The following is a 14,603-nucleotide window of genomic DNA, read 5'->3' as shown; positions in this document are numbered from 1 at the left end:
TTCATCCCCCATTCTTAATGTTTGCAACTGCACTGATATGAAATAATCTCCCAGCCAAGATATTTTTCGAGTGCTTCTTGAACTATATAACCTACGTTGCTTTTGCTAACTGCCACATGGTGTTCAAAACCATTTTGTGTTATTGTCTTCAAAAGACTCTGCAGATTTGGAATCTCCACAACACCATAACCACCAAAGGTTTTAACATTGTCTTCTGTGAATCTGCCTTCTGCTATAACGCCGGCAATTATGCCTTCGTTATCAAAAGTAGAGAGTCTTAAAAAGGTTGCTGGACCCGGAGAAACTCTTCCCACACAGGTACCATACGTATTTTCTTTTCCAACTGTTCCTGCAATAATATCTTGATAGGACATCTGGCAACTTTCAAAGAAAGAAACCGGGAAATTACTGCAATGGAACATTATTGCTTTGTCTTCTTCGTCGTTGAAATTGTTATTCCAGTCCATCAAAGCAGATGGCTTATTTGATGCAAGTTGAAGTATGTACATTGAAAGAGCGCCCATTACATCTGTTTCGCACGCACTGGGCGTAAGCGATTCAGAGAGCATGCTCATGACGGCACATGGAACTATTCCATAAAGCGCTTCCAATGCTGTCCAGCACTGGATGGCAACTGCATCGATGTGGTTTTGTTCTATCCATTCATTCAGTGTTGCAGACAACCTTGCCATTCTGTCAAGAGATTTTTCTGGAACATTACCTGGTTTGAAAGTATCCTTCAATTTTTGCAGATGCTCTTTGTATTCGAGTGAATTTGAATCAAAACTGTTTGCGCGCGCTATAATTTCTGAAAGATCTATTGTTTCTACACTAATGCCATAGCTTTCTAAAATCTTTTCACTGAAACGCACCGTGTTGAAAGCTGCAGGCCTTGTACCAACAGCCCCTATTTTCAGATTTCTGACACCTTTGACTACTCTGCAAACAGCCAGAAAATCCTGGAGATCTTTCCTGAACTGTTCACTGTCTAATGCTTCTGTATGGTAGGTTGTGTCTGTAAATGGTATATGATACTGGACAAGATTATTGCACAGAGATATTTTCCCGCAGAAAGAATCCCGTCTGTGCTTCAAATCGAGTTTATCTGTTTCGTCTGGAAAGGCATGCACCAAAACAGGAACATTCAATCCAGACAATCTTATGGCTGTTGCGGCAGATCGTTCATCGCCAAAATTTGGAAGAGTCACAATGATGCCATCGATCTCTTCTGCGTGTTGTTTGAAAAGATTTGCACATTTTTCAGCGTCTTGCAAGTTTTCAACTGCTCCATATCTAGTATCTTTTTCTGTAAGCGTTATGACTCTTACATTCATTGATTCAAGAACATTCAAAAAAGCTTTCTTTCCTTCTTCAACTAACCAGCCGGGAAAAAAACCTCTGTTAGCCGCAATCAATCCAACTGTCATCTGCCTTAAATGCTTCATTTTATCATCCCTCCTGAATTTGTTATAAATTTGTGGTTCTCAATTATTTTTTACCACTTCTGAATTATTTTTACAACTATTCAATCTTTATTTCTAAAATCGTTAAAGAAAGCCTCTGCAACTCGATGTCAAAAACCTTCCCGGCAAGCTGAATAATTTTCTGTGAAGGTCTTACGATATTTGGGTTTTCAAAATCGTTTTTTGAAAAAGCATCAGGTCCAGTAAGTTCGTGAACAACAGCCTGTGTCGAGAGAGTTTTGAAGTCGCTTAAATCCACAGTGACTTTTACCGTGCCATCTTTGTAATTTACCAGTGCAAGTGAAACTGTTTTTGTTCTTTCATCATAGGTTGCTGAGCCATCTATATATGGAACATTTTCTAAACTGAAAGAAATACGGCCCTCAAAGAAACTTTTTGCCTTTATAGAATATGTATCACAGGCAAGCTTCATATCAAGGCGTGTACGACCTGTATGATTCACAAACAAATCAAAAACATGGTATATAGGCGTTAAAACAAGTGAAGTTTTATTTGTTTTGATAATTCCAAGGGCATTTACCATCTGTGCTACGTTTGCAATTTCAACAATATCACTCATTCTGTGCATCACGCAAAAAACACCTGCTGCAAACAGAGCATCTTTCAAAGCGTATGACTCTTCAAGAGTTACAATTCCCTGTTCAGCCATTTCTTTTTCGGGAATGGTCTGGTACCAGACGTTCCATTCATCAAATGCAATCTTTACGTGATCGAGTTTGAGATGTTTTATTAGACTTCGCAGGAGTTTCAATCTTTCCTCAATATAATAAACTGAAGAAATGGTTTCGTAGTGATCTTCTGAGCCGTGGTATTGATGAATCGATATGTAATCGATAACTTTCCCGGCGTGTTTTAACACGGTCATATCCCACTCTGGATCATCTGCCCCGACAGCTATGATCTTTATCGATGGATCGATGCCTTTCATAAACTGTGCAAACTGTCTGAGTTTTTCTGCATATTCAGAAGCGCTGCAATGACCAACTTGCCATGGACCATACACTTCATTTCCAATACCCCAATACTTGACATTGTAAGGTTTTTCATGACCAGACTGTTTTCTGAGAGTAGCATATTTAGTTGGTGTGTCAAGATTACAGTACTCTAACCACTGAAGGGCTTCATCAAGTGTACCTGTGCCCAGACTTACGGAAAGATAAGGCTCAGCACCTGCCTCTCTGCAATATTCAATAAATTCATCTGTACCAAATTCATTTGTTTCAATCCCTCCCCAGATGTAATTTAAAAGTTTCGGCCTTTTTTCAACAGGTCCAATACCATCTTTCCAATGATAAGCAGAAGCAAAATTCCCGCCGGGCCATCTTAGAATTGGACATTTGATTTTTTTCACAGCTTCAAGTACGTCTTTCCGAAAACCTCTCTGATCTGACAATGGAGAACCTCTTTCATAGATTCCACCGTAAATACATCTACCAAGATGTTCGATGAAATGCCCATAGACCATGTCACTAATCCTGGCGGTTTTTACATTCGACACCTTCACATAGCCCTGCATATTCTTACCTCCTCGAAAAATAAAAAATTACTGATTATCGTTGACATTCATCCTCAAAATTGTTACAGAGTATTTCTTAAATATGTATATAAAAGGATTTTCCGGTTCACTGATGAATGCATATGGAAAAACATTTTCAGGCGTAATAAAAGAATTCTCATCTGCATAGCTGTTTGAAGTTATTGTTATGGTGCGAGTGTGATGCAGATTTATTTTTCTATTGAATTCTATTTTGACTGTTTTATCATTTGGCCATGGATTAACAACCTTTAAAATAATATCTCCAGATTCATAATCGTAGCTGCAAACCTGGTATAAAGGTTTGTATTGATAGAAATCATTTATGTCATGGATAAGTTGCCTATTTAGATAGCACTTAATATTTTCGCCATTTAACTCTATTCTGATGTCGTACCATTTATTTGTGTCTATCTTTAAAGGCTTTGTTCCTGCCAAAATCATTTTTTCACCATTTATAGATTTTTGTACCGCAGAAATACTGTTGTTCCAGCCTCCAATATTCCAGCAATAATAATTCTGATCATCTTTTACACCAAAAAACACAAGAAAACCTTCAGTCCCAGAAATCTTCCTTGCCCGTACCTCGATTGCGTAATCTGTCCAGTTCTTTTCACCAAAATAAGCACGCCGATCTTCTCCCAAGCTTGTCTGCTTCAAAACGCCATTGTCTATTTTCCAGATACCTCTGTAAGATTGCCATGTTTTCTCATTTTTTGCGAAATCGTCATATAAAAGAATCTTTTCAAAATTGCTGATCTTTATATGATCGAACTCCACCTGTGTCTTCCAGCTGCCAAGCCCTGCCATACCAGATATAATTGGTTGATCTTCAGGGCTCAATATAGAGTAAATTATTACATCGCCGGGATTGGTGCTGAACATTTTCTGAACATAGTAACTCGGTGTACCATATACACGAGAAGCATCAAACCAGATCAAATCAGGTGTCCATTGTGACCACCCCACTCTATTGAACAGAGGAGCATAAGAAGCCATAACCACCACATCGCTGTTTCTTTCTAAGCCAGTCATAAAGGCAGCTTCAGCAAGAGCGGCCTGAAGATTGTTTCTTCTACCAGATACGTGACATGCATATTCTCCGATCATGACTTTGGGTCCGTTTCTGTCGTAACTATCATAACGATCAGCATTTGCAAGAAACCACTCAAAAGGAGCGTATATGTGTTCGTCTATTATTTGAATACCATTCGATTTCGCCCATGTAATTGCCTCGTCAAATATTGGACCTTCGTACTCGGGAGGGCACGAGAAAATCAGTTTAATATCAGGGTATTTTTCCTTTATAACTTGTTGAAAAATCTTGAAACGATTTTGATATTCCTCACCCCAATTTTCGTTTCCAATGCCAAGATATTTAAGATTGAAAGGTTTTTCATGACCGTTTATCATTCTTTTGTTACCCCAAACAGTTGATGTTGATCCGTTAGCATACTCAATGAGGTCCAGAGCGTCCTGAACCCACTCATCAATTTGATCTACAGGGCAAAATTGTGCTCCACGCACCTGACAAGATATACCTGCATTAACTACCGGGACAGGTTCAGAGGATAGATGTTCACATAAAAGAAAATATTCATGAAAGCCTACGCCATAGGATTGATAATATCCCCATAAATTGGCCTTTGTTTTTCTGTATTCAACAGGGCCAATAGTATCTTTCCATCTATATGCATTCTCCAAATTGTATCCCTCAACCAGACAACCACCTGGAAATCTCATGAAACCTGGTTGAAGATTTTGGAGCATCTCAACTAAATCATTCCTCATGATTTTATTCCACGAATTTGGTGAAATCAAAGAAATCATATCTAAGGATACATCAGATGGCTCATTTATCTCGATTGAGAATACCGCATTCTCGCATTTTTCGGCAGGAAAAAGCTCAAGTTCATATTTTCTCCAATTGTTGCTATCGATTTCCAAGCAAACATTTGCATAAATAATACCTGCGTTGTGAAGAATAATATTCAATTTTGACCTGCCTTTTGCAAATACCGAAAATAGATAATTTTTATTCTTTTCAAGTGAAAAACCATCATATCCTGCGTTTGAAAGGATGACCTTTGATTTCTCATCCCGGATAGATATTTTCATATAATTTTTATTTTGTTCACCAATTGGATCAACGCTTTCAATTACTGCATTAGCCTGACCTTCGATATTAATTAACCACCCTTCTAAAGGGTTTGTGTGTTCAAACGAACGATTTCTAACAAGTTCAGAATAAAGTCCACCATCGATGCCGTGATTGATATCTTCTATAAAAATTCCGTAAAGAGCCGGGCTTATTTGGGGACCTTTTCTATCGAGGTCAATGAATAGCTCATAATCAACCGAAAAAACAAATATGGAAACAGCTATTGCGAAAAAACAGAATAGTCTTCTCATTCTTGATCACCATTTATTTTCAAAATGAGTTCACAGGCTTCTTTGCCTACTTTGACTTTGAAGGTTTTTTCTTTATTTGCAGCTCTTACTTTAATTTCATAATCCCCTGAAAATCCCCGAAAATTCAGACTTCCATCGATGTTTGTGGTTAAATTAAGTGAAGTTCTCCATTTTTCCTGGATCAATTCTTTAAGAATATAGTAGATTGGTTTTACTGTAAAATCATCTCTTAAGAATCCACTACCAGACTGCCAGGCTCTGTAGAAATTCCAGTAGATAATTGCTTCAACAGCAGGATGGCTGAAGAAAACAGTGTAAAAAACCTGGGCAATTTCTGCTTGAAGCTTTTCAGCTGTTTCTGTATCTACTTGAAAAGCTTCCACAATTGCTGGTAGGGGTATTTGAAACTCTGTTATATGGATGGGTTTACCAAGTTCGGCTATTTCATCAAGTGCAGCATATATGCCATCGAGGTTTGCAAGTTGTGTTTTTAAATCCTCTCCAGTGAAAATATGCGCTTCAATCCCGATTATATCTATAGGAGCATCGTTTTCTATGAGGCGTTTTGCAAGATTTATAAATCTATTTCTTATGTTTTTATTTGTAAGCACTCCGAATTCATTTAAAACCAGTTTTGCATCGGGGTCAATCTCTCTGGCCAATTTGTAGGCCTCAAAGATGTAGTCATCGCCAATACCGTTGAACCATTCTTGAACAATTGGTTCGTTGACAATATCCCACATCTGCACCATACTCTTAAATTCATTAATTTCCCTTTTAATTCTCTCCATTAACAAAACTTTGACTTCCTGCCAATTTCCAGATTCTCCTATAGATCTGACCCATCCAGGAACGCCTACGCCGGGTGAATTTCCCCAGGCAAGGGTATGCCCCTTTACTGTGATACCACTCTCATTTAACCATTCTATGATTTGCTTACTTGCATCCAGCAAGGGTAGAGTATTTTTTCTTGGTTCGTAATCTGCCCAGTAAAAAGAAGGAACGGTAGCATAGTTGAAAAGATCTGCATATAGGGATTTGTATTGTTCCAGTTTCTCTGCAGATATAGGCGTTATTCCAAATCTTCTACCCCGCATATAATTAAAACGTGCATAGGCAAAAATTAGATACTCAGGAGCATTTCCAAAAAAGAATTGATGTGTTTTTTGTTCTATATGAACATCAACGTTGCTGAGAGGTCTGCCATCAAAATCAATTATATGAATGGTAACAGGTATTTTTCTTGTAGATTCAATAAGCTCATTGTATCTGCTTAAATCTATGTTCAATGAATTTGCAAATAACAATATTCCCTGCAGAAAAATACATAATGTGAAACCAGCAAATTTCAACCATTTCACCCCTTTCCAATAGCACCAAGGGAAATTCCACGTATCAGGTATCTATAAAATAAAACAAAGATAATCAGCACAGGTGCAACAGATATAAATGCAGCAGCCATGGTTGTACCTATCCCTCTGTATGGGTCTCCCCAGCCAGCACTAAAACGAACAAGTGCTATGGGCAAAGTAAACTTACTCGATGTGGTAAGCACAATTAATGGCCAAAGAAAACTGTTCCAGGAACCAAGGAAAGTCATGAGACCAAGGGTAACCAGAGCAGGCCTGATCAAAGGTATAACTATGCTTATCAATATTCTAAATCGGTTGCATCCATCAATCAATGCTGACTCCTCTATTTCTCTGGGAACTCCAAGCATATACTGCCTGAGCAAAAATACACCGAAAGTTCCTCCCAGTCCAGGTAAAATCAAAGCCGCAAAAGAATCCATCATTCCGAGACGGTTCACTATGTAAAAGTTCGGAACCAGAAATAGCACCGAAGGAAAAGCCAATATGGCTACATACATCCAAAAAATGACTTTCTGGCCCGGAAATTTCAGGCGGGCAAGAGCATACGCGGCTGGAGTAGCCACTACAAGACCAGCAATCGTAGCAAGTATGGCTACGATCAAACTATTGAGTAAAGCACGACTTACATTTATACCACTTGCAGCCTGAAAAACATTTTCAAAATTTTCAACAGTAAATGGTTGCGGTATCCAGTGAGGAATTTGTTCGGTAACAGCTGTATTTGTTGGTTTAAGTGAAGTGCTCAGCATCCAAAAGATGGGTGCAAACCAGAAAATACCAAGTACCCATATGCACACTGTGAATAACGTAGTTTTGATGCGTCTTCTTAATTTTTTTGGTATACGGCGTGGCATATTATTCCACCTCCGCTGTTCTGATTGATCTTGTTAGAAGTGCAAGCTGGATCAGGCCAAATATGATAACGACTATGAATATATACCAGGATATTGCAGCAGCTCTTCCCAATTGCTGTCTTTCAAAACCAACCAAGTAAAGGTAATAAACCATCGTTCGTGTGCTACCAGCCGGACCTCCTGCAGTCAATATATAAACCTGATCAAAAAGGCCGAAAGCCAGTATCACGTGCCTGACCACATCAAAAAACAGTACATTTTTCAGCCATGGTAACGTGATATGAAAAAATCTTTTAAAAGGTCCTGCTCCATCCAATTTTGCAGCTTCATATTGTTCTGGTGGTATTCTCTGCAAAGCACCAAGATACAACAAAACGCTGAAACCAACTATCCACCATGCCGTAATTACAATTATCCAGGCCCAGGCCATGGCAGAAGTTGCAAACCATGACATAGGTTCTTTTATTACGCCGAGTTTTCCCAGGTAATAATTTGCTAATGCGGCAGGTTGCGATCCTAAAATCCAGTCCCATGAAAACAAAATTCCAATCGAGCCAAAAAAAGCCGGTGAAACAAAAGCGACAAGTGGCCAGAGTTTTCCATACATTTTCTGATTCAATATTAGAGCAAGTACAATACCAAGAACGACCGTTACAGGCACGCTTATCGCTGCAAAAAAAACAGTATTTTTCACGGTTGCCCAGAATCGCGAATCGTTCCACACACGAATAAAGTTATCAAGTCCAATAAATCGAGCTTCCCCAATTAGTTTCCAATTATAGAAGCTCATAATCATACCATAAATTAAAGGAGCTGCTACAAATAGCGCAAAGAAGATAAGATGGGGGAGGAGAAACAGATAAGCTCCAACCCCCATACGCACCCTTCTGGAGAGTTTTTGTTTCATCAAGCTGCATCTCCTCCCCTCATCTCCTTTTATTTATTTGCCGCGCTCTGCCCAGTAATCGTCAATAATGTCCTGGACTTCTTCTGCAGCTGCTTCCATTGCATCCTCAGGTGTCATATTCCTTGTTATCAGTACATCTTCCAGATACACTGCAATTGAATCAAGCATTTCTGAAATATATGGGAACATCTGGAATGTCTTAACATAAGGTAATTGCTGTGCAACGGTGTAGATGTGTGGAAGTTTTTCTTTCAATTCCTGACTCTGCGCAATTGATATTCTTGCTGGCGTCTGACCAGCTGCATACCATTCTATGGCATGGTCCCAGAGATATTTGACCCAGGTCATTGCTGCTTTTAATACCTCTGGATCTTCCACCATTACTTTTGTCAAAGCCAGAACGTGTGAACCACCAAAGACTGCTTTCTCAGTACCAAGTAATGGTGCTGGCGCGGCACCAAAGTTTTCACCGAGAGCCTCTTTGAAAGCAGCAGCTGTCCAAATTCCGGTGATCAGAAATGTCGATTGACCACCAAGAAAAACTGGGCCTGGATCAACACTGGCTTTTGGTAAATACCCTTTGTCCTGAAGTTCCATCATGAACCTGAGTGCTTTCGCACCAGCTTCCATAAAAGCTGGTTTTTTGAAATCTGGCGTTAAAAGGTCTCCACCAAATTGCCACAGATAGTGTACCCATAACCAGCTCCAACCTGGGTTTTCATAGTATGGAGTGACATCTTTTGGTGTGACCTTTTTGAGAGCTTCCAGTGCAGCTAAAAATTCTTCTCTGTTTGTTGGTGGTTTATTTGGATCGAGGCCGGCTTTGACGAAATTACCACGATTGTATGCCAAGTAGAAAATCCAGCAATCGAGAGGAAATCCATAAATTTTTCCATCCTGCACAAGGCCTTCAATCAGTCCTGGATAGATATCGTTTACATCAATTCCGTATTTAACAAGCTCTTCTGCAGTAAAAGTCTTGAGCTGATCCATCAGCGCAGGTATAACGTATTTACGGCAAAACAAAACCTGCGGAGCCTGTTTTGTACTCACGCCTGTGAAAAACTTGGTCTTGTACTCAAGGTCGTTAACGAGAACAAGATGCACAACTTCAATATCCGGATGTTCGGCATTGAATTTCTGTATGATTTTATCCATATACGCACCATCTTCACCTGCAAGAGGCGTCATGAATGTAATAGTAACTTTTCCACTTACCAGAACCATCAGAGAAATCAACAGCACAGCGACCAGGAAAAATGATCTTTTACCCATTTAATCCACCTCCCCATATGAGTTCCAACAAAGGTTTTCTCAAAACCTTTTTGAACAATATCACCCCCTTAAGATGTTTGAATCAGATATAAACTCCAAAAAACAATCAGAAAACAAGACAACGATTTGGCGAATATCAATATTTATACATATATGTACATACAAATTAGACCACAACATTTAAACTGATTCAAGGCGCTTCTTATAAAAATAAGGATTGATTTCTGGTTATTTTCAGCAGTATTCTTGAAAATATGTTCAAAATCGGATTGTCACGTTTTATATCTTTGATTTTTTTCCCGCTTTAACCTTTGTAATAAATCTGACTTAAATGACGCTCATCCACCTATTTTCACCTTAAAACCGTTGTTTTCGAACAGTTGCTTTATAAGGTTCAACCTTTCCTTGCTGATTTTCTCATTGGTTCCAGTGAAAATCTTCCACAGAGCATCATATTTCTCGTTCACATTGTGATAGGGCAGGAGATTTATTTCGGATCTGAACCTTAATTCGTTCAGAAAATCAATTGTTTTCTGAATATCCTCGTCAGAATCGTTCACAGATGGTATAATGGGCAAACGTATTATCAAAGATTTTCTTTCCGAAAGGAGAAATTTCAAATTCTCCTTGATGATTCTGTTTGACACCCCTGTATGCTTTATGTGCTTTTTTTCATCGATAACTTTCAGATCGTACAAAAATAGATCAACATATGGCAGCACTTTTTTGAGATCCTCTGTTTTTGCATAGCCAGAGGTGTCGATTGCCACGTGCACGGCGCGTCGCTTCAATTCCGGTAGAATTTCAAGTAAGAAATCAATTTGAGATAAAGGCTCACCTCCTGAAAAAGTAACTCCACCGCCTGATTGGTCGAAATAAGTCGTATCTTTTTCAAGCTCTTTCAAAATATCTTCGCAGCTTATTTGTGTACCTACCATTTTCAGAGCAGTTGTGGGGCATATTTCTGTGCACGCACCGCACAGTGAACAGAGATCTTTGTTAAGAAATAATATGTCATCTTTGAAGCTGAGAGCTTCTTTTTTACACGAAACCACACAGCTCTGGCAATGAATACATTTGTGTTGGGTATACATCAATTCCCTGGAAAAACGGATGCCCTCAGGATTGTGGCACCACCAGCAAGATAAAGGGCATCCTTTTAGAAAAACTGTTGTTCTTATACCAGGCCCATCGTGTATGGCAAACCTCTGTATATTAAAAACAAGGGCTTCCATATTACAACTCATCCTGTTCTGTCCGAGCTATGATTTCTTCTTGAAGGCCTTTTGGCAAACTGACAAAATAATCACTGTAACCAGCAACCCGAACCATTAAGTCTTCAAAATCAGCTGGTTTTTTCTGGGCTTCTCTCAATAATTCTGAAGAAACTACGTTGAACTGAACGTGATGTCCACCCATTCTAAAATATGTTCTTATCAATTTACCAAGTTTTTCCAGATTGTCTTTTTCTTTGACTAAATCCGGTGTTAACCTCTGATTCAACAGAGCCCCGCCAGTTTTGTCCCAATCGCATTTACAAACAGAGTTGAAAACAGCTGCTATGCCTTTTCTGTCTACACCCTGGACAGGTGATATACCTTCTGAAACGGGCATACCGGCTTTTCTACCGTCTGGGGTTGCTCCTGTCACGCTGCCAAAATAGACATGAACAGTTGTTGGAAGGAAATAGCATCTTCGAGATGCCTTTCTCACCGGGGAAGGCTCATAACTTTCAACAATCTGGACGATATAATCGACAAGCTTTTTTGCTATATCGTCAGCGTAATCATTGTCATTTCCGTATTTTGGCGTTTTGTTCAGGAAAATCTGCCTCATATATTCAAAACCTTGAAAATCATTATGCAGAGCTTTTAGCATTTCTTCATAAGTAAAAAGTTTTCTATCAAAGATATTCCATTTAATGGACGCAAGTGAATCTGTAACGGTTCCAAGACCCACAAATTGAATGTACTGCGTATTGTATCGGGCTCCACCGGCGTTGTAATCTTTTGCATTTTCCACACAGTCCTGTATCCATAGCGACATGAATGGCACAGGCAGATATTTAGCATACAGAGCTTCGATGATATCGTTACCTTTCATCTTTATGTCTATGAAATATCGAAGCTGTTTTGCAAAAAAATCCCAGAGTTCATCAAAATTTTGTGGTTTTTTCGTTTCAAGCCCTATACGCTTGCCGGTTCCTGGATCTATCCCACCATTGAGTGTTATCTCAAGAATCTTCGGAAGATTGAGATATCCTGTCAGAATATACGCCTCTTTACCAAGTGCACCCGTTTCAACACAGCCACTCACACCTGATTCTCTGGCATCTTCAAGAGTTTTGCCCTGGCGTAGCATTTTTACAACTATCCTGTCGTAATTGAAAAGAGGTGGTTCCCCAAAACCAGGTGAGAGAGCTTCCAGGGCTTTCAGAAGAAAAGCGTCGGGATTCTTGTCACTTATAAGAGCAGCAGTGTTTGGTTGAAGCGTTCTCATCTCGGAAAGTACTTCAAGGATGAGATAGGAAAGCTCGTTCACGGCATTTGATCCATCCGTTTTAAGACCACCGATATTGATCTTTGAAAAATCGTTGTATGTGAAACTTTCTTCGGCGGTTATCTTCACTTTTGGCACCGATGGCTGGTTGTTGAATTTCAACCAGAAAGCCTGCAATAACTCTTTTGCTTTCTCGCGTGTTAAAACACCTGATGCAATATCTTTTGCATAAAATTTGTATACATGCTGATCCAGCCTGCCCGGAGTAAAAGAATCCCATGGATTTGTTTCATAAGTGATACCAACGTGGATAAACCAGTAATGCTGAAGGGCTTCCCAGAAAGTTTCCGGGGCATGTGCTGGGACTTTCTCGCAGATTCTTGACATTTCTAAAAGTTCTTGTTTTCTCTGAGGGTCTTTTTCATTCTCTGAAAGTTTTTTTAATTTCTCGCTGTATCTTTTTGCATATATTAAAATAGCATCACAGGAAATATTCATTGCTTTCAATTCTTCGAGTTTTTCAAAATATTCTGGATCGGAAGCAGAAAGCTGCTGGATTTTTTCTTCTATCCTTTTCTTTATATCCAGAACACCTGTTTTGAAAATCCATCCGCCACCAGAAGTATGTCCGGGGGCTCTTTGTTCCATAAATTCCGTCCAGATGCCAGCTTCATAGGCTCTTTTCCACTCAGCCGGCAAATTTTGAAAGAGAATGTCTCTCATTGCCTGTCCTTGCCAGAAAGGTATTATTTCTTCTTCATACACTTTACGTGTTTGACTATCGACCTGAAATGGCATGTTTTTTCTTGTTGCCAGTGTCTCGAGATCCTCCAGAGTGTGAACGCATATTTCTGGATAAGTGGGAACTTCTTTGGGGCCAGTACCTCTGATGCCAATTATTAACTGCCCATCTTCAACTGGAAGGCTGCAGTTTTCCATGAGGTATTTGAAAGCCAGCGCGCGTAAGACAGGGTATGAAACATTTTTCGGCGCCATTTTGTAAAAATCAGTTATAAGCTTCGCGCGTTCAAGAGAAACTTTAGCTTTAGCGCTTACACTTTCATCTCTGAGTTTTTTGATCCGCTTGTTGATCGGTTTTATAGCGGAGCGCCTTTTTTCAAGCTCTTCGTATATTTTGGTCCTTTCCACACTGGCCACCTCCAGAAATAGATCTTAAAGTACTGTCAGGTCCTCTGACAGAGTTGTTATTGTTTCAAAAGATGAACTTTTTACAATCACGTCGTTTTCGATTCTTATCCCAAATTCACCGGGAATATAAATACCAGGCTCAATAGTTACAACAGCATTCTCTGGCAATGGATCAGTAGCTTTAGGACTGAACCTTGGCTCTTCGTGAACCTCAAGTCCTATACCATGTCCTAAACCATATCTGAAGCAGAACTCGGAATATTTGCTTTTCTGAACAACCTCTCTTGCCACAAAATCGACATCTTTGCCACTCATACCGGCTTTGCCTGCCTCGGTTGCCTTCTTGAGAGATTGCTTTACAATATAATAGCACTCTTTGATTTTTTCAGAAGCACTCCCTATCACTACCATTCGTGTTATATCACAACAGTATTCATCTACTCGTGCACCGAAATCAAATAAAATCAGTTCGCCATTTCTTACCTGCTTATTTGTCGGCTTAACATGCGGCATAGATGTTCTTGGGCCAGAACCTATGAGCGTTTCAAACCCAACCTGCCCTCCAAGCTTTTTAATTCTGTACTCCAGTTCGGCACATATTTCAGCTTCTGTCACACCCTCTTTAATGAACTTTAGAGTTTCTAAAAATGCCTGTTCTGCTACCATGGTTGCTTTGCGTATGGACTCAATTTCTTCCTGTGTCTTGACAGACCTGAGTTGATGAATTGCACTGTCAATTGGGACGAATTTCACATTGATTTTCTCAGTCAGATCACTGTAACTTTTACAGTCCAGTCTCTGTGCTTCAAAACCAACAACTTTTGCAGATAATCTTTCGAGCAGATTTGATACAGTGTCTGCAAGTGTATTGTTTGCATGCCTGACGAGAACAAAATCAGTCTCGCTTTCTGCCTGTTCGAAATACCTTGAATCAGTTACTATATAGCAACTGTCGTCGCGCAAAATTAAGACGCTGAAAGATCCTCTAAAGCCAGACAGATAAATAGTGTTTGCTCTGGAAGAATTTTCGTAATTCCATATCATAATGGTATCTACATCTGGATTAATTGAGGACCTGACAAGATTCAAAAGTTGTTGAGATCTTTTCATTATCTA

10 protein-coding genes are annotated in these 14,603 nt (G+C 39.4%); all 10 read right to left on the bottom strand.

All coding sequences use genetic code 11. The features are described 5' to 3' along the window. Positions 1-14 precede the first annotated feature (14 nt). The 10 genes from TEL01S_RS05905 to TEL01S_RS05860 all read right to left on the bottom strand — a co-directional run bounded on the left by TEL01S_RS05905 (position 15) and on the right by TEL01S_RS05860 (position 14,597). The gene (locus TEL01S_RS05905) at positions 15-1,445 is read right to left on the bottom strand and encodes an L-fucose/L-arabinose isomerase family protein (protein ID WP_028844029.1); all 1,431 of its coding nucleotides are present in this window, start codon (positions 1,443-1,445) and stop codon (positions 15-17) included. A gap of 76 nt (positions 1,446-1,521) precedes the next feature. Beyond that, positions 1,522-3,000, bottom strand: coding sequence for an alpha-N-arabinofuranosidase (locus tag TEL01S_RS05900; RefSeq protein ID WP_012003194.1), 1,479 nt, complete (start codon positions 2,998-3,000; stop codon positions 1,522-1,524). A 27-nt stretch (positions 3,001-3,027) separates the two neighbouring features. Beyond that, complete coding sequence (locus TEL01S_RS05895; protein WP_028844030.1) at positions 3,028-5,430, bottom strand: alpha-L-arabinofuranosidase C-terminal domain-containing protein; 2,403 nt, start codon at positions 5,428-5,430, stop codon at positions 3,028-3,030. Further along, on the bottom strand, positions 5,427-6,791 hold the full coding sequence (locus TEL01S_RS05890) for an endo-1,4-beta-xylanase (protein WP_144313076.1): 1,365 nt from the start codon (positions 6,789-6,791) through the stop codon (positions 5,427-5,429). The genes TEL01S_RS05895 and TEL01S_RS05890 overlap by 4 nt, the downstream gene beginning before the upstream one ends. After that, positions 6,788-7,657 (bottom strand): carbohydrate ABC transporter permease, encoded by an 870-nt coding sequence (locus tag TEL01S_RS05885; protein ID WP_028844031.1) that lies wholly within the window; start codon positions 7,655-7,657, stop codon positions 6,788-6,790. Before TEL01S_RS05885 ends, TEL01S_RS05890 begins: the two co-directional genes overlap by 4 nt. Position 7,658: 1 nt before the next feature. Then, on the bottom strand, positions 7,659-8,564 hold the full coding sequence (locus tag TEL01S_RS05880; protein ID WP_012003190.1) for a carbohydrate ABC transporter permease: 906 nt from the start codon (positions 8,562-8,564) through the stop codon (positions 7,659-7,661). Between the two features lie 33 nt (positions 8,565-8,597). After that, positions 8,598-9,839: an extracellular solute-binding protein gene (locus tag TEL01S_RS05875; RefSeq protein WP_012003189.1), complete on the bottom strand. Its 1,242-nt coding sequence runs from the start codon at positions 9,837-9,839 to the stop codon at positions 8,598-8,600. A 338-nt stretch (positions 9,840-10,177) separates the two neighbouring features. Beyond that, positions 10,178-11,074 (bottom strand): glycyl-radical enzyme activating protein, encoded by an 897-nt coding sequence (locus TEL01S_RS05870; RefSeq protein WP_012003188.1) that lies wholly within the window; start codon positions 11,072-11,074, stop codon positions 10,178-10,180. A 1-nt stretch (position 11,075) separates the two neighbouring features. Beyond that, the gene (gene hypD, locus TEL01S_RS05865) at positions 11,076-13,487 is read right to left on the bottom strand and encodes a trans-4-hydroxy-L-proline dehydratase (protein WP_012003187.1); all 2,412 of its coding nucleotides are present in this window, start codon (positions 13,485-13,487) and stop codon (positions 11,076-11,078) included. A 24-nt stretch (positions 13,488-13,511) separates the two neighbouring features. Beyond that, on the bottom strand, positions 13,512-14,597 hold the full coding sequence (locus tag TEL01S_RS05860; RefSeq protein ID WP_028844032.1) for a M24 family metallopeptidase: 1,086 nt from the start codon (positions 14,595-14,597) through the stop codon (positions 13,512-13,514). Positions 14,598-14,603 lie beyond the last annotated feature (6 nt).

It is taken from the genome of Pseudothermotoga elfii DSM 9442 = NBRC 107921 (genome assembly GCF_000504085.1).
Taxonomy (GTDB): domain Bacteria; phylum Thermotogota; class Thermotogae; order Thermotogales; family DSM-5069; genus Pseudothermotoga_B; species Pseudothermotoga_B elfii.
The sequence above is the reverse complement of the archived record's forward strand: the minus strand, read 5'-3'. Positions and strand labels throughout refer to the sequence as shown.